At 66.8% G+C, this 14,839-nt stretch carries 17 protein-coding genes; 6 read left to right on the top strand and 11 right to left on the bottom strand.

Annotated elements, in window-relative coordinates; genetic code table 11:
* Positions 1-67 precede the first annotated feature (67 nt).
* Together Q8K99_10705 and Q8K99_10700 are read left to right on the top strand one after the other, a co-directional pair.
* Complete coding sequence (locus Q8K99_10705) at positions 68-847, top strand: SGNH/GDSL hydrolase family protein (GenBank protein ID MDP2183023.1); 780 nt, start codon at positions 68-70, stop codon at positions 845-847.
* Positions 848-879: 32 nt separating this feature from the next.
* Positions 880-1,266, top strand: coding sequence for a nuclear transport factor 2 family protein (locus Q8K99_10700; GenBank protein MDP2183022.1), 387 nt, complete (start codon positions 880-882; stop codon positions 1,264-1,266).
* A 3-nt stretch (positions 1,267-1,269) separates the two neighbouring features.
* Here Q8K99_10700 and Q8K99_10695 read toward each other — a convergent pair whose 3' ends face one another.
* On the bottom strand, positions 1,270-1,917 hold the full coding sequence (locus Q8K99_10695; protein MDP2183021.1) for a hypothetical protein: 648 nt from the start codon (positions 1,915-1,917) through the stop codon (positions 1,270-1,272).
* A gap of 139 nt (positions 1,918-2,056) precedes the next feature.
* Between Q8K99_10695 and Q8K99_10690 the strand changes: the two genes are divergently transcribed.
* Both Q8K99_10690 and Q8K99_10685 read left to right on the top strand, forming a co-directional pair.
* Positions 2,057-2,230: a hypothetical protein gene (locus tag Q8K99_10690; GenBank protein ID MDP2183020.1), complete on the top strand. Its 174-nt coding sequence runs from the start codon at positions 2,057-2,059 to the stop codon at positions 2,228-2,230.
* Positions 2,231-2,365: 135 nt separating this feature from the next.
* The gene (locus Q8K99_10685) at positions 2,366-4,129 is read left to right on the top strand and encodes a cell wall-binding repeat-containing protein (protein MDP2183019.1); all 1,764 of its coding nucleotides are present in this window, start codon (positions 2,366-2,368) and stop codon (positions 4,127-4,129) included.
* Between the two features lie 30 nt (positions 4,130-4,159).
* On the opposite strand, the gene Q8K99_10680 is transcribed toward Q8K99_10685, so the two are convergent.
* From Q8K99_10680 to oraS, 7 genes are all read right to left on the bottom strand, one after another.
* On the bottom strand, positions 4,160-5,224 hold the full coding sequence (locus tag Q8K99_10680; protein MDP2183018.1) for an alanine/ornithine racemase family PLP-dependent enzyme: 1,065 nt from the start codon (positions 5,222-5,224) through the stop codon (positions 4,160-4,162).
* Complete coding sequence (locus tag Q8K99_10675) at positions 5,221-5,952, bottom strand: hypothetical protein (GenBank protein MDP2183017.1); 732 nt, start codon at positions 5,950-5,952, stop codon at positions 5,221-5,223. The genes Q8K99_10680 and Q8K99_10675 overlap by 4 nt, the downstream gene beginning before the upstream one ends.
* A 92-nt stretch (positions 5,953-6,044) precedes the next feature.
* Positions 6,045-7,394: a glutamate mutase L gene (locus tag Q8K99_10670; protein ID MDP2183016.1), complete on the bottom strand. Its 1,350-nt coding sequence runs from the start codon at positions 7,392-7,394 to the stop codon at positions 6,045-6,047.
* Complete coding sequence (locus tag Q8K99_10665; protein MDP2183015.1) at positions 7,384-7,797, bottom strand: hypothetical protein; 414 nt, start codon at positions 7,795-7,797, stop codon at positions 7,384-7,386. The genes Q8K99_10670 and Q8K99_10665 overlap by 11 nt, the downstream gene beginning before the upstream one ends.
* On the bottom strand, positions 7,757-8,410 hold the full coding sequence (locus Q8K99_10660) for a nucleotidyltransferase domain-containing protein (GenBank protein MDP2183014.1): 654 nt from the start codon (positions 8,408-8,410) through the stop codon (positions 7,757-7,759). Before Q8K99_10660 ends, Q8K99_10665 begins: the two co-directional genes overlap by 41 nt.
* Before the next feature lie 60 nt (positions 8,411-8,470).
* Positions 8,471-10,720: a D-ornithine 4,5-aminomutase subunit OraE gene (oraE, locus tag Q8K99_10655; GenBank protein ID MDP2183013.1), complete on the bottom strand. Its 2,250-nt coding sequence runs from the start codon at positions 10,718-10,720 to the stop codon at positions 8,471-8,473.
* Positions 10,717-11,079, bottom strand: a complete 363-nt coding sequence (gene oraS, locus Q8K99_10650; protein MDP2183012.1) for a D-ornithine 4,5-aminomutase subunit OraS — start codon at positions 11,077-11,079, stop codon at positions 10,717-10,719. The genes oraE and oraS overlap by 4 nt, the downstream gene beginning before the upstream one ends.
* A 90-nt stretch (positions 11,080-11,169) precedes the next feature.
* On the opposite strand from oraS, the gene Q8K99_10645 reads away from it, so the two are divergent.
* Together Q8K99_10645 and Q8K99_10640 are read left to right on the top strand one after the other, a co-directional pair.
* On the top strand, positions 11,170-11,463 hold the full coding sequence (locus Q8K99_10645) for a type II toxin-antitoxin system HicB family antitoxin (GenBank protein MDP2183011.1): 294 nt from the start codon (positions 11,170-11,172) through the stop codon (positions 11,461-11,463).
* Positions 11,460-11,870 carry a type II toxin-antitoxin system VapC family toxin gene (locus Q8K99_10640; protein ID MDP2183010.1) on the top strand — a complete coding sequence of 137 codons (411 nt, stop codon included), beginning with the start codon at positions 11,460-11,462 and terminating at the stop codon, positions 11,868-11,870. Before Q8K99_10645 ends, Q8K99_10640 begins: the two co-directional genes overlap by 4 nt.
* A gap of 38 nt (positions 11,871-11,908) precedes the next feature.
* On the opposite strand, the gene ortB is transcribed toward Q8K99_10640, so the two are convergent.
* The 3 genes from ortB to ord form a co-directional block, all read right to left on the bottom strand.
* A complete protein-coding gene (ortB, locus tag Q8K99_10635; GenBank protein MDP2183009.1) occupies positions 11,909-13,324 on the bottom strand; it encodes a 2-amino-4-oxopentanoate thiolase subunit OrtB in 1,416 nt (471 codons plus the stop codon).
* Positions 13,321-13,671 (bottom strand): 2-amino-4-oxopentanoate thiolase subunit OrtA, encoded by a 351-nt coding sequence (ortA, locus tag Q8K99_10630; protein ID MDP2183008.1) that lies wholly within the window; start codon positions 13,669-13,671, stop codon positions 13,321-13,323. Before ortA ends, ortB begins: the two co-directional genes overlap by 4 nt.
* Before the next feature lie 70 nt (positions 13,672-13,741).
* Positions 13,742-14,752: a 2,4-diaminopentanoate dehydrogenase gene (gene ord, locus Q8K99_10625; protein ID MDP2183007.1), complete on the bottom strand. Its 1,011-nt coding sequence runs from the start codon at positions 14,750-14,752 to the stop codon at positions 13,742-13,744.
* Positions 14,753-14,839: the final 87 nt, after the last annotated feature.

The raw sequence follows: 14,839 nt of genomic DNA, 5'->3' as shown, positions 1-14,839 counted from the left end.
CTGTGCAACTCCACCCACCCGACCCCGTGGGGTACTCTGTGACTGAGGAGAGCAGGGAGGTTCCCGCTTGAGACACCAACGCCTCATCGCCCTGACCGCCGTAACGGTCGCTCTCGCCCTCACGAGCGGGTGCGTAGAGCTCACTTCGGACAACGTACCCGACTGGGCCAAGCCCACCGAGGTCACGCAGCAGGAGCAACCTGCCGAGGAGACCCCGGAGCAGACGTCGCCCTGGAAGCTGCCCGGCGAGCGGAGCGGCCACCACAACAAGCAGGTTCTCATGCTCGGCAGATCGGTCATGCGCGGCTGGTTCGACTACTGGGAGTGGGACGGTGAGGACCCGGTCCTCGACAGGGACTACGCGTTCTACTACGCCGAGCTCGCATCGCCTCCCGACATCGGCAAGAGCGCGGCCGGCTACATCGCACAGGTGCCGGACGGCACTGTCGTCTTCTTCAAGCTGTGCTTCGTGGACTTCGAAGCGAACTCCTCGGCAGATGTGAGCGCGAGGCTCAAGGAGAACGTCGGGTACGCGCGCCAGGTGGTGAAGGCGACCAAGGGGCGCGACATCACGCTCGTCCTTGGCAACGCACTGCCGCGGGTGACGGGCGAAACCACTCGCGAGCTCGTTGACCTGCACAAGAAGTACAACGCCGAACTGGACAAGCTCGCCGAGGGGAACAAGAACGTGCACGTGTTCGACCTCTACGGCACACTGGTGTCGCAGGGCGGAGCGCTGCCGAAGGGACTCGCTGTCAGCCCGGAGGACTCACACCTCAACGGCGTGGGCTACGCGGTGCTTGACGAGGAGTTCTTCCCCTTCCTGGGCAAACTCACCAAGGAGTAGTCGGCCCGCGTACTGACCGAATCGGAGACGGCATGAAGGATCAGGCTGAAGCATGGATGCGCGGCTATCTGCTCGCATGGTCGACCGACGCGCCGAACGACATCGCAGCGCTCTTCACCGAGGACGCGATCTACCGCCCCGGCCCCTTTGAGGAGCCCTGGGAGGGACGCGACTCCATCGTGCGGGAGTGGATCGCGGCCGGAGATTCCTCGATCGAGTGGTCATTTGAGTACGAGGTTGTCGCGAATGAGGGTGGCACGTTCGTGATCGCCGGAATAACCGAGTACCCCGTGGGCGTCGGACCGACCCACAAGAGCGCCGCAACCTACGCGAACGTCTGGATCGTCCACCTCGCCAAGGACGGCCGCGCGAGCGAATTCACCGAGTACTGGATGGCGCAGGGGGACGACAGCGCTTAGGCGCTAGCGCACGCGGGCAATCTCGCCGCCGCGACCCGCTCCTTCGAGCAGGAAGCCCGTCACGACCTGTGCCAGCGCAGGCGGGAGCTTGGCCGTGACCATCCCGTAGACCGCCCCGGTCCCTGCTGGAAGATCCGCGACGAATCGGGTGCCGATGTGCCGAAGGTCCTCGGCCACGCGCTCGAGCGATCGGGCATCGGGGTTCTGGCGCGCAATCACGTCGAGCGCCTCATCGAGCGAGTCGGCCATCGGGAGCAGCGCCCGAACACGGCCCGCCGCCGAGGAATCCCATGCGTTCGAGCCGCCGGACGCCCGCCAATCGGGCTGTCCAGCTTTCCAGATGCGCAACCCGGCGAGGAGGCCGATGAGTGTCGTGACGATCCAGAGGCCGATGTAGACGCCTTTGGAGATGGTCGACGGCCACGCGAACATGTTGGCCATCGACCCGAGCTGCGCCGACGTCGACCCCGTGAGGGAGTCCATTGCCGTGAGCTGCGGCGGCAGGAAGATGAAAGAGAGGCCGCCCGCGATCAGCAGCCAGATGCCCCATTTCGTGCGGAGGAATGCGTCTCGCGGCGCGACGTACGCGTAGCCGATCAAGTACGCGATAGCAGCGGACCCGAACAGCGAGAGGATGGCGATGGCGAGCACCGGGCGGCTCCTTCCTTGGGCAATCGTCCCACTCGCACGAGGCACCCACAAGGGACACGTGGGGCGGGAGGCGCATATACTCGCATAGGGGGCGTTCGCGGTTGCGCGGGCGCGCCGACCTTTCGGGAGGGAGATTCACATGAGTCGCCGAGTCCTCGTCGCGCTGTCGTGCGTGATCTTCTGTGTAGTGCTGCTCGCAACAGCCACGCCGGCGTACGCGGCGGTGAGCTACACCAAGCGCCAGATCGGTGTCGTGGACGTGCCGGATCAGGCGGAGAGGCACGCGAGGACCGATGGCCGCTACGTCGTGTGAGAGATAGACTCCGGAGGGTCGACAGGCAGGGACCTGCTCGTCTACGACTCCGCGGACAACGGCGTCACAAGAATCGCGTACAACATCCCGGGGAACGAGACCCACGATCAAGTCGAGCCTGACATCCATGATGGCGTGATCACATACACGGACTGGAACGTGGGAACCGGAGAGCGACACATCCACTGGTATGACGTTGCCACTCACGCCGACCACGTCGTAGCCGGCGGTCCGTGGAAGCAGAACGACCCGGCCATCTACTCCGACCACATCGTGTTCACCGGAGATACCGGTGGCGGCATCTGGGACCTGTACATGGTCGATATCTCCGACCTCGTTCCGACCGCGAACAACATCACTAACACGGCGTCCGTGAGCGAGAGGTTCCCCTCACTCGACGGCGGACATGTCGTGTACCAGACGACGACCGACAACGAGATCTGGGCCTGCGAGTACGACGGCAGCGACCAGCAGGAGATCTCGTTTCTCGACGAGCTTCAGGCAGACTACGGCCACTTCTACAACCCGGACATCGACGACGGCATCGCTGTCTGGTACGGCCGGGAGCACAGCTTCCTTCACGGCGTCTGGTACGACGACGAGATCTACTGCTACGACTTCAACCGAGGATTCGGATTCCTCATTACGGCCAACTCGACCGGCGACGTCGGTGCGCGCATCGGCGACGGCACAGTCGCGTGGATCGCCTCGGACGGGGGCGCGAACGGGTGCGTCCGGACCTACGAATTCGCGACAGACATGAAGCGGTGGGTCGCCCCAGGCTCACTGTGGCAGTCGGTGAACACGTTCGCCGACATCAAAGCCGGCCGCGTCGCATGGAACGACGGCCGCGCCAGTCGCAACGACATCTACACGGCCAAGCGCCGCTGTGTGGCCGAGCGTATCCCCACGACCGTCACCGACCGATACGGCACCGCCGCCGCGATGGCGAAGAAGTCGCACTGGGTCCAGAGCAACTCCTGGAAGGGCACGAAGTACGTGATCATCGCATCCGGAGAGGACGCGGCCGCGGCGGACCCGCTGGCTGCGGCCGGACTGTGCTGGACCTACGACGCGCCACTGCTGCTCACGGCGCAGAAGCGTCTGCCCGCGGACACTGCCAACACGCTCAAGGCGATGAAGCTCGACGAGCCGAGTCTGAAGATCATCGTCGTCGGCGGCACGACGTCGGTGCCCGCAGCGCGCATGGGCGATCTCGCCGCGATCGTCGGCAAACCGAATGTGGAGCGATTGCTGAGCACCGGTGGCCGGTACGACATGGCGGCGGCTATCTCGAGACGCATGCGAACCGTTCGCCCCGCCGAGGTCGGGCCGGATGTCTTGTTCGCCAACGGCGCCGACCCCGCGAAGTTCTTCGACGCGCTCGCGCTCTCGGCAATCTCCCGTCACCGCGGCGCGCCGATCCTGCTCGTGTCGAAAGACTCTGTGCCGAGCGCGACCGCCAACGAACTCGCGGTTCTCGCCGCGCACGTGCCGGTTCATATGGAAGTGCCGCTACGCAGGTGGATCGGTGGAGGGCCGGCGACAATCTCCGAGGCGACCCGAACGACGCTCGGCGTTCCGGCAGACCACCGCTGGTATGGTGCCAACCGCTACGAGACCGCCAAGGTCATCGCCGAGAACGCGACACACGCCTACTTCGCGGGTCCGGGGACGATCGGCACTGCAGCGAAGATCCCAGACGCGCTCGCGGGTGGAGCGATGGTGGGGCGGTTCGGTGGCGTCGTGCTCGTCACGTCCGGCCGGGGCCTCAGTGCCGAGGCCGCTTCATACACCTATGCGAACCGGATGAAGGTCCAGGACTACTACGTCCTTGGCGGAACGGCGAGCGTGCCGAACTCCATCAAGAGCGCGATACAAGTGCAGCTCGACCGGTAGCCGTCGGCCGGGCGCGCGCGCCGCGTCCGGCTAGACAAACCGCTTTTCGACATAGGGCGACGTGAAGAGCGCCAGCGTCGCCGCATAGGTCGGCACGAACTCGATCGTGTCGCCGATCGCGGGCGGCTCGGCCAGGTCGTCCACGTCGAGTATCAGGTGGTCGCTCGATGCGCCGAGCACCTGCACGCGTGCATCGATCGGCTGCAGACCGTCGGGCGGCGCGTCCTGCCGGCCGAGGGCGCAGATCGCGCGGAGTCGCTCGCCGCGGTCCTCGAAGTCCGGGTTGCCCCCGAACGCGTCCTGCGCGATCACGCCCCACGGCGCCGACGGCTTCCGCATGCACTCGATGACCGGCACGGCGACCCGCACCGCGTCCGTATGTAGGCCGAGGATCGGCTCCCGCGTCACCGTGCTCACGCCAAGGATGATGCTCTCACCGATGCGCAGGTTGTCGATGCGAGGCGGAGGCTCTCCCGCGACGAGCGCGTCGAGCGAACTCGACATGCCGCCGCTCACAAGGAGCGGGTGACCGAGTTGCCGCTCCGCGGCCTCGGCAAGCGAGACAAGCTCGCCGAGGTTCTCGGCGGTCGGAACGATAGCTCCGTAGCAGGTCAGGCTCGCGCCGACGCCGGTGATGTCGATGTTCGCAAACGTCGCCGCCCGCTCGAGGAAGCCCGGGAGCGCGCCAGACATCATGCCTTCGCGCAGGTCGCCGAGGTCGACCATCACGACCACTGCATGCCGCACACCGAGCCGCGCAGCAGCGGCATCGAGCGCCAGGAGCGTGTCGATCTCGCTTTCGAGCGACACGTCGGCCAGGCGGACGGTCTCCTCGGCCAGCGCGGGAACAGGCGCGCGCAGGAGCCAGAACGAGGTATCGATTCCCGCCTCGCGCATTCCGGCGATGTTCTCTAGTCTCGAATCAGCGATGCCGACGGCACCGCCGGAAAGCATCGCACGCGCGACTTTGGGGGCGCCGCAGGTGACCTTCGTGACACCGATGACGTCGACGTCCCCAAGTGCCGCCACGACGCGCCGCGTGTTGTCGGCGATCTTGGCCGTGTCGACGGTGACGGTCGCACGCGCAGGCATCATGGCTTGTCCAGGATCTTCGCTTCGCCGGTGAGGGCGTTCATCTGCGCGCTGACGTACTCCGCCGAGGACGTGTAGAAGAGCGTGTACTGCCAGTATGGACCGCTGCCGTCGAGCACGCTGAAGTTGAGGCCGACGCGGGGGTCCTTGGTCTTGACGAGGTCGTACTCGGCGCCCAGGGTGAGGCTTCCTTTCACTACGACCTCATCGCTGTCGATGACGTCGTAGGGGATCGGCTTGGTGTACTCGGTGACGAAGGACTTCAGCGAATCACCGGTGACCTCGCGCGTCTCGGTGACCTCGCCCCACGGGTCGATGGTCACAATGAGCACCGCGCTGGCGTCGGGGTTCAGGAAGTTCATCGACCAGTAGCTCGGGACGCCCTCGTTGTTGATCATGTCGCCTGACGCCGATATGAGGTACGCACCCGCGGTCCATGACTCGGCCTCGGCCAGTGCGCGGCGCCACTCTTCGCGGAAGGTGTAACTGAGCGGCCCGCCGCCGCCTTCGGCGATCTCACGTCCGGGCGGAATCTGGTCGGTGTTCGAGCCGACGATGGCGTCCCCGGCCTGCCCCTGCTCCTGCCCCTGCTCCTCGGTGGGGACCCCACCGGGCTCGTCGACCCCGCCGGAGTCGCCCCTCGCGCAGCCCGCGGCGAGCGTGAGTGCGAGCAGGAGCACGATCGCCAGCACCAGCGCGAGCCATCCTCGAGAAGCCGATCGTCCGCTCATGACTCTCCCCTTCATCCGCATCACTGCGTCTTACACTTGCGCGTTTCCCCACCAGCGAGCGTAGCGCGCGGCGGTGGGGGCCACAACACCTGCTAGAGTCCCGAGCTCTCGCGCATGAGCGCTGCCACGGCACCCGCGGCGAAGTGGGCCGAGAGAGCGCCGCATGCCGCGAAGATATAGTCGGCGTCCAGCGCGACGCGGGCGTCTGACGGCGGCAGCAGTCGCTCGTCGCCCGACGGGTTCGCCCGGACAGCTTCGAGGATCGTCTCGCCGCCAGAGAGCCACGTAAGTGCGCCCCCCGTTCCGATCACGAACCGGCAGGCCGTCAGGTCGCGGCCGCGGGCCACAGTCTGGCGCCCCTTGGGTGTGTAGAGGTGCGCGAGCGCGCCCGCGTGGCGATGGACGGCTGCCCGGGCCGCCACCTGGGCAAGCGCCACCGCGGCCTCGATCTCCGCGAGTGTGTTCGGAAGCGCCGGCGGCAACACCTCAGGCCGCTCGATCTCCGGAAGCAGCGCAGCAACGTGACGGGCGCTCACGAAGGTGCCGAGGTCGCCCTCTACCGTGCGCCTGCTCCGGGGCTGAGGCTCCGTCTGTAGCGCCGCGATCTCGGGAGAACCGTCCGTTACCGAGTGGACGTCGGTCGTGGCACCCCCGACGTCGACGACGACAAGGTCGCCGATCTCGGCGGCCAGGATCTCGGCGGCGATGAGCACCGCACCGGGCGTCGGGAGGATGCGTCCGGACACGACCTCGCCGATGCGCTCCATGCCCGGAGCGTGCGTGATGTGCTCTTCGAACGCGTCGTGGATGACGGCGCGCGCGGGGATGATGTCGAGCTCGTCCACGTCGGGGTAGACGTTCGGCGTGACGCGCACACGGAACCCCGCGCGCTCGAGAAGCTCGCGCGCCTCGTTCGCTACCGCCGAGTTCCCGCCGTACACGACGATCGCGCGTGACTCGAGTTCGGTCAGACGCCAGGCGTTGGCGAGCACCGTCTCTGTGTCGCCGCCCTCGACGCCGCCCGCGAGCAGGATCAGCCCGGGCGCGGCTTCGTCGATGCGCTCAAGGTCCACGTCTCGCAGCAGCCCCGCGGTCTGGTACTCAACGACGCCGCCCGCCCCGAGCGCCGCCTCGCGCGCCGCCATCGCCGTCATCTTGGCGGTGAGCCCGTGCACGGTCATGCGCAGACCCCCCGCCGCCGAGGAGGTCGCCAGCGTTACCTCCGGCGCGAGCGGGCCGACTTCAGCCTCAAGCTCCGCGCGCGCGGCATCCACGCCGACACGCACGTCGCCCTGGAGCACAGTGGTCGCAGAAACACCCTGGCCAAGGAGCCGCGGCTGCGAGTCTGGCCAACCGGCGAGCCCGTCGAAGGCCGACACGATAGTGGTTGTCGAGCCGATCTCGGCGACGAGCGCATCTACGACGCGGGGCTCATTGGACATGACGTTCCACCACCTGTCGCGCCCATGCGACGAACCGCTCGCCATGGTCGACGAGCTTGCGCGCCTCGACTCTGCCAAGCAAACGCTGATCGTAGGCGACTGCGTACTTCATCTTGAGCAGCCCGGCCAGTTGTCGGCGTTGCGAGGTGCCGAACTCCACCACTTCGTCGTCGAGCACCTCGACAGCGCCCGAGTGATCCTTTGACGCGTTGCGGACTCCCGCTGCGGCGATCGAAGCCGCATCCGCAGCGGCGATCCCGGCGTGAATGGCGCCCAGCCCCGCGGCGTTCCACTGCTCCGCGTCCAGCGCCGCAGAGGCTGCCGCCTGAAACTCGACCGCCTTCTGGATCGCGTTGCGCGCATCAGACGCCGGAGCCGGACGCGTCACCCTCTTCTTGGCCATGTCTCCGCCAATCGCCCGGCCGCATGCCGCTCACGACCACGCCCTCGTTTGCCAAGGACTCGTAGAACGCCGAGGAACCGCTGTGCAGACCCGCAGCTTCGGCTGCCGAGTACACGATTGCCGATAGCCGGGCTCCCCAGCGACTACCAAGCTCACCCAGCCTCTCCGAGAGGAAGTTGTCCAACCTCGCCCGCAACGCCTCGTCCGCCACGACCATCACCAGGTCGATGTCGCTCTCCGCATCCTGGTCGCCCCTGGCATAGCTTCCAAAGAGAACGATTGAGACCGTCTCCCGGCCGAACGCGGTCTTGACGTCCGTTTCGAGCATCTCTGGCACCGCTGCCTCGGTCTGGAACACCGGGTCGACCATCTCCCGGACATACACGTTCTCTCTCACCAGCCAGTGCACCCGCGCGCGTCCTGCTGATGCACTCTCGACAAGACCCATGTCCGCCAGAGCTTCGAGCGCGGCAGAAACCGCCGGCTGCGAGAGCTTGGTCCGGTATCCGATCTGCGATGCGTTCAGCGGGACTCTCACGCCATGCAGCACGCGCAGCACGCGAACCTTGCTGCGCGTGCCAAGGACGTCCTCGGCTGTGTACGTTGCCCTCATGTATCCAAAGTAGAACTCGCCATATCAAAAGTAAAGCTGCCCATATGGCTAGTTTTGCTTCTACATGCCTCGGTCGCGTAGCGTGCGCACGATGAAACTCGCGACATCGATGCCCTTCGTGCCGCGTCCGAACCCTGCGTCCATTCCCCAGCTCTTCGCGAGCTTGTTGGTGACCTGCGTGCCGCCCGAGATGAGCAGCAACCGGTCGCGCACGCCCTTCTCTACCGCAAGGTCGGCGAGCTTCTGCATGTTGTCGCGGTGCATGTCGTTGTGCGTGATGATCGTCGAGATCAGCACCGCGCTCGCGGCGTGCTCGGTGGCGGCATCCAGCAGCTTCTCGATCGGCACCGACGTGCCCAGATAGGTCACGCCGAAACTCCACTTCTCGAGCCCGCCGTGCTTTATGTCAAGGATCTCCCGCATCCCGACCGAGTGCTCGTCGTCGCCGACCGTCGCGGCTACCACTCGCAGATTCCGCTCCGCCACGAACTCGCGGATCTCCTCGTCCGTCAGCACCTCCGGCGGCTCCGGAATCACCAGGGTCGCCGGATCGATGGCGACGTCAAGCCGCCCGCGCAGCTCGACGAGCGTCCCCTCGGCAGGATGCATGACGCGCCTATGTATGACCTCGCACTCGGCAAGGTTCATGGCTTGGCCGAGCTCGAGCGCCGCAGCCTCGGCGACGCGCTCCTCGGCAGGCAGGAACATCGTGACGACCACGATGCCGTCGCCCGCCCACTCCACCTCGGGCTTGATGAGCCCTTTCTCGCGCAGCTCCGCTGTCTCGCCGAGCCGCACGCTGACGTTATCAGTCGGGTCCAACTCATCTATGAACGGAACCTTGCTGTCGTCACACAGCGTGCATCCGCCGATGAGGTCGCAGGGCGACGCACCGCCATCTCCGTACCCCTCGGGCAGGTGGTTCTCGCCGAAGTGATGGCACACGGGCGCTAGGTAGTCATCCGCACGCGGGACGATCGTGCCCGCCGCGACGCCGCCGTCCGAGCAGCGGGCGATGCCGTCGTCGTTGGTTTCGGGGTACTCGCCGGAATCGACGAAGTACGCCTCCTCGACACCGGCGAAGTACCCGCCGTCGGCGAGCATCGCCTCGAGGAAGAGCACCGCGCGCTCCTTGAGCTCGCGTACGCGCGTGGCAAGCTCGGGGTTCTCGCGGTCCACGTGCACCATCTCGCGCAAGCCGTCCATCCCCACGAGCGACTGTTTGGCGGTGTCGACCGCCGCAACGTTGTTGTAGTGCCAGGGTACGTTGCGCCCCTCGTCAGGCGTGATCGTGGACTGGATATCGGCGCTGGTCAATCGCGAGATCAGGATGTTCATGACGTGCGCGACGGTCGCCTCGCGCCCGTCAGACTCCATGTAGCGCGTGTTCTGCTGCGCCCGCATCTTGTACTCGCCAAAGAGGTCGCGCAGCGCGATCGCGTACGGCAGGTCCATGCGCATGCACGGCGCGGGCGCCGCGTCCGGCGGCACGGTCGAGAGCGCGATCGACTCGGCCGCCATCCCGACCGCCCGCGAGTAGGCGCAGTTGATCGCATGCTGGACGAGCAGCTCGGGCATGACCTTCCACGCCTTGATGGCGGTCGCATTCGCGTTGTGGGCGCCGTCGATCTGCAGGATGCCCGCAGCCGCCATCACGTGCTTGGCCTCGGCGGCATCGACGAAGCTCCGGTACATGTTGATATTGCGGTACAGCACGTTGTACTGCGGGTCCTGGTGGGCGCCCGCCACGCCTTCCTCGGCGAACATGACCGCGATCTCGGGACCGGCGACGCCGCTCACGTAGCTATGGAAATTGATCGGGCGGCCGACCTCGTCCTCGATGAGGTCGAGCGCGCGGCGCGTGAGGCGCACCTGCTTGCGCGTGACCGCGATGCCGCCCACACCCTCGGGAGTGCCCTCGAGCAGCCCGTCGATGTGCGACTGCCCGGCGGTGCGGATGACCATCATGTGGTCGGCGCCGTGCCAGGCCGCCATGCGCATGCGGCGGATGTCGTCCTCGGGGCGGCCCGAGGCGATCTCGGTCGTGACCACGCAGTCGGGCTGCGGATCGATGTCGTCGAAGTAGTGCGCCGCAGGCAGCGGCACACTGCGCTCGAGCGACTCGGCGGTCTCGTGGTAGGTGAACTCGTAGAGTCGCTGGCCGGGCACTTGCGTGCGCCATGTCCAGCCACGGCGACGCGGCCGATAGCGATCGAGACCGTCGAGCAGCGCGCCGATGTCGAGCTTCGCGTTCGGCGACAGGGGCGCATCGGCGGGTCGGGCGGCGTGATCGCGAGTCGCGTCGCTCATCGGCCAGCCCCCCACTTCTCCTCGGCCAGCTCCCAGCCCTCGCCGGCGGCAAGCTTCGCAGCCGCAGCAGGCGCATCGCAGTCCCATGCGCGCATCGCCACCAGCACGACGTGCCCCGCACCATGGCCAAGGAGACCGCGCGTCTCGCACTCCGCGACGACCGCCTTGCAGGTCACCGAGTCCACGCCCATCCGCATGAGCACGCTGCGCTCGATCGAGGGCGACGTGTGCGTGCGCGCGAGCTCGACGAGCGGGCGCACGGTCTCGTCCGAGAGCTCCCAGAAACGGGCTTCGAGCTGCTCGTCGGTCAGATCCGCCAGATGCTTGCGGACTTCGCGGAAGGTGTCGGGCCGGACCATTTGTGTCTCCTTCGGATTGACGCGTGTCAGAGCGGGTAGATACACTGCTGGTGTATCCGCGTGGTGTATCCATAGACCGAGGTGATCTGCATGGCCGCATACAAGGTGAACGTCTCGCTGCCGGAGCATCTGGTAGCCGAGATCGACGAGACCGCCGAAGAGCTCGGACTGACTCGCAGCGGCTTCATCGCCGAAGCCAGCGCGCGGTACGTCGCCGACGTGAAGAACCTCTCCGCCGAGGAGATGCGTCGTCGAGACATCGATCGCGCTATCGCGGGGATGCGACGTATCGGAGCAAAGCTCACCGAGACGGACATCCAGGGCATGATGGACCAGCTGCGCCGGGACCGGGAGCGCGGGATTCCTGAGGGATGGACGCGATGAATCCCGTCGTCGTGGACAGTTCCGTCGCCTTCAAGTGGGTCCACCCGTTCGGCGAGAGCAACGTCGACACCGCGCTCGAACTGCTCACCGCGCACCGAGACGGGACCGTCGTGATTGCCGCGCCCGCTCACATGCACGTCGAGCTCACGAACTCCCTGCGGTACACACGTCTCGGCCAAGAGACCGTTGTGGAACTTCTCGAAGAACTGGACGTGCTGCATGTCGAACTCGTGCCCGCTACGACCAAGCGCCTGTCGGCCGCGCTGAACCTCTCGTACCGACACGATATCTCGGTCTACGACGCGCTCTTCCTTCAGCTCGCCGAGGAGCTTGACTGCCCGCTCGTAACGGCCGACCGTCGTGCATTCGCCGACATCGATACGTCGGTCGAGATCCGCCTGCTGTAGCGCAGCGCGCGCGAGCGCTGCCCGGGACGTCGCGAGCATCACGCGTTCTCCCGCAGCCCGGCGACAACCTGCTCGACCCACGCCGCGTCGCTTCGCGTGTCCTCGGCAAGGAACGCGATGTCGGCGGCGGTGGACACGTAGCCCTCGGGCGCATGCGAGAGCGCGTTGCGCACATAGCTCACGCGCAGCTTCGCCAGGTCGAAGTCGACCGCGTGGATCTGCTCGGGTGACTCCGGGATCACGATCGCCTCCCCCGGCACGTTGTCGCGCGGATCTCCCGCGCGCACCTCCACACCGTTGGCGCGCGCGAAGGCGAGCTGCGCCCAGTGGTGCTTGCCCGCGCCGGTGTACTCGGTCTCCTGCACCACCACGGTCGCGTCGCGCGGCAGCTCGCGCGCGAGCGAGACCGCAGCCGCCATCGCGGTGTTGCCGGCGGGCCCGCGCTCGAGGCCTTCGAGCTTGGCAAGCGCCTCGGTCACGTAGAAGACCTCGCCCTGCGTCACCGTGAGGTAGCGGTCCATGTAGCGCAGCGAGCGTGCGGCGTTGCGCGGCACGTCGGCACGGTCAGGCCAGGTCGCAAAGGGCACACCGAAACCGGTGTGACCGGTCGTGAAACTCTTGCGGTTGAAGTCGCGATCGCTCGCCATGTGCAAGCCGGAAAGGTCCACGCTTGCGCTCACGATCTGCGTCTCGGTCGCGCCGACGCGCCTCAGGCCGCGGGCGGTGCCGGTCGTGTTGCCGCCACCGGCGTGCGTGATAACAACATGGGTCGGCGGCGCGCCCGTGAGCGCACGCATGTCCTCGGCCAGCTCCGCACCGAGGGTCTCGATGCCGGAGATGCCGAAGCTCGAGTAGAGCGACGCCGAGAAGTAGCCGGTCGTGTCGAGAAGCTCGAGCATGTGGAAGAACAGCTCCGGACCGACCGTGAGCTGCACGACCTCGGCCCCGAACGCCTCGCAGAGGCGCGCCTTCTCGATGATCTCGGGCTGGCCGATGTGGCGGGAGTCGAACGCCTCCTGCACGATGATGCACGCAAGTCCGGCTCGCGCGGCCTGGCTCGCGACAGCGGCGCCGTAGTTGCCGGAGGTCGCGGCGATCACGCCGGCGTAGCCCTTCTCGCGAGCGACGTGAGTGCTCATCGAGGCACGGCGGTCCTTGAAGGAGCCCGCCATGTTGGCGGCCTCGTCCTTCACAAAGATGCGCGCGCCGCGACCGGGATCGGCGTACGAGCGCACCAGGTCGGTGATGTTGCGTAGTTCCAGAAGCGGCGTGCTGCCTACGCCAGCCGCGCGTTGGATGGCAATGATGTCGTCGAGCGAGTATCCATGAGCGGCCATCATTCCCTCGTAGTCGAAGGCGATGGGGCTGCGCTCGAACTGCGAGTAGTCCATGCCAAGAGCGCGCACCATGATGTCGCCGCGGCGGGCCATGAGCTCGTCGAAGCGGTTGCTCATCGTGGACCCCCGCTCGAGCCACTCGCGCTGCCGCCGTGCTTTGCGCGCCACGCCGCGATGCGGCCGCGCAGGTCGCGCCCGACCCGCGCGAGTTCGCGGGGCGGCGGGCCGAACGTGTGCGTGTAGCCGGGGTCGACGGTGACCAGCCGGCCGCGTATGTGACGACCGGTCATCGTCTCTATCTCTACCTGCGCGCCAACATCGGCAGCGGTCATCGCGAAGCCCTTCACCCACATCACGAGCGGCTTGTCGGCCGTCTCGGCGGGCAAGCTTGGTGACCGGTCACCGGGCTCGAGCAACACGCTCTCGATCTCGACCCAGTCGCCTGCAGCACACTGGTCACTCATCGGAATACACCCCCCGACGCACCGTAGCAGCTCCTCTCACCTTCTGGTCCTGCCGCCACATCCCGGACCACTACACAGATGGTGCCCAGAATCGCGGTATCTGCATGTCCACAACGGTCAATAATCCCGCCGGCGCCGGGCCGATGAGCGGGATGTAGTTGCCGGTGCTCGCGTAGGTACCCTTGCCACCGGGCATTTCAGGCTTGTTGACCATGTTGACCTCCGGGTCGCCGTGGACCCGAATGTAGTCGCCGGTCTCGACGCCCTCGAGCTCGGGATGGATCTGCTGCGGGTGGATGAGCTCGATCTTGAGTTCACCGCCCGAGTAGCCGCGGCCCGTGTGTTGGCAACCGCACACGTCGCCGGGGGCAACCTTCACATGCGGCGTCTCGCGGGCGACGGTGCTCACGATCGGCTCGCGTGTCTCGACAACCTCGTCGATCGTCCAACCGAGCGCGCGTGAGATGAGCCCGATCGACTCGGGGAACCCGATGTGGCCGACGATCGTGCCCCCGGCCACGCCCCGCTCGAACTCCTCGACGGTAGTCCCCACGCCCTGGGTGCGCATGACGGTCGGCCCGAACGGCGAGAGGTCGTTCACGCGCCGAGCCTCAATGCGATCGACGCGCAAACACGCCGACGTCCACATGACCGCAAGCGCGTCGAGCACGAAGCCGGGATTGACCCCCGTGCCGAGGATGCTCACGCCGAACTCCTTCGCGAGTGCGTCGAATCGCTCGGCCCACGCGACGTCACTCGCCCACGGATATGCAAGCTTCTCGGCGATGCAGAGCACGTTGGCCCCCGCCCGCACGCAAGGCTCGACCTGAGACTCGATCTCGTGCAGGTAGCTCTGGGTGTTGATGCAGACCACATCCGGACCCAGCGCCAACACCGACTCGAAGTCGGTCGTCATCCGCACGTCACAGTCGCGTCCGAGCAGCTCGCCGACGGTGACGCCCTCCTTGGCGGGGTTCGTGACGATCGCTCCGACGAGTTCGACGTCCCGTGGCCGATCGAGCAGATAGCCAAGGAGCCCCTGCCCCATCATCCCCGTGCCCCACACCGCGACCTTGATCATGCAGACCTCCTGTTGGACTCGCGTCGCTGGCGACGCGCTATGCAGAATGTGGACGTTCCAATGCGAACATACCGCAGCTGGGAGGGT

It is taken from the genome of Actinomycetota bacterium (assembly GCA_030682655.1).
Classification (GTDB): Bacteria; Actinomycetota; Coriobacteriia; order Anaerosomatales; family JAUXNU01; genus JAUXNU01.
Note: the sequence above shows the minus strand (reverse complement) of the source record. Positions and strands in the feature narration are given on the sequence as shown.

Excerpts from the sequence above, each read along its gene's own strand:
- ord (MDP2183007.1), bottom strand. The coding sequence starts at position 14,752 with ATGATCAAGGTCGCGGTGTGGGGCACGGGGATGATGGGGCAGGGGCTC.
- Q8K99_10690 (MDP2183020.1), top strand. The coding sequence starts at position 2,057 with ATGAGTCGCCGAGTCCTCGTCGCGCTGTCGTGCGTGATCTTCTGTGTA.
- Q8K99_10680 (MDP2183018.1), bottom strand. The coding sequence starts at position 5,224 with ATGATGCCTGCGCGTGCGACCGTCACCGTCGACACGGCCAAGATCGCC.
- Q8K99_10660 (MDP2183014.1), bottom strand. The coding sequence starts at position 8,410 with ATGAGGGCAACGTACACAGCCGAGGACGTCCTTGGCACGCGCAGCAAG.
- oraS (MDP2183012.1), bottom strand. The coding sequence starts at position 11,079 with ATGGTCCGGCCCGACACCTTCCGCGAAGTCCGCAAGCATCTGGCGGAT.
- Q8K99_10640 (MDP2183010.1), top strand. The coding sequence starts at position 11,460 with ATGAATCCCGTCGTCGTGGACAGTTCCGTCGCCTTCAAGTGGGTCCAC.
- Q8K99_10670 (MDP2183016.1), bottom strand. The coding sequence starts at position 7,394 with ATGTCCAATGAGCCCCGCGTCGTAGATGCGCTCGTCGCCGAGATCGGC.
- Q8K99_10665 (MDP2183015.1), bottom strand. The coding sequence starts at position 7,797 with ATGGCCAAGAAGAGGGTGACGCGTCCGGCTCCGGCGTCTGATGCGCGC.
- ortA (MDP2183008.1), bottom strand. The coding sequence starts at position 13,671 with ATGAGTGACCAGTGTGCTGCAGGCGACTGGGTCGAGATCGAGAGCGTG.
- oraE (MDP2183013.1), bottom strand. The coding sequence starts at position 10,720 with ATGAGCGACGCGACTCGCGATCACGCCGCCCGACCCGCCGATGCGCCC.
- Q8K99_10645 (MDP2183011.1), top strand. The coding sequence starts at position 11,170 with ATGGCCGCATACAAGGTGAACGTCTCGCTGCCGGAGCATCTGGTAGCC.
- Q8K99_10675 (MDP2183017.1), bottom strand. The coding sequence starts at position 5,952 with ATGAGCGGACGATCGGCTTCTCGAGGATGGCTCGCGCTGGTGCTGGCG.
- Q8K99_10700 (MDP2183022.1), top strand. The coding sequence starts at position 880 with ATGAAGGATCAGGCTGAAGCATGGATGCGCGGCTATCTGCTCGCATGG.
- ortB (MDP2183009.1), bottom strand. The coding sequence starts at position 13,324 with ATGAGCAACCGCTTCGACGAGCTCATGGCCCGCCGCGGCGACATCATG.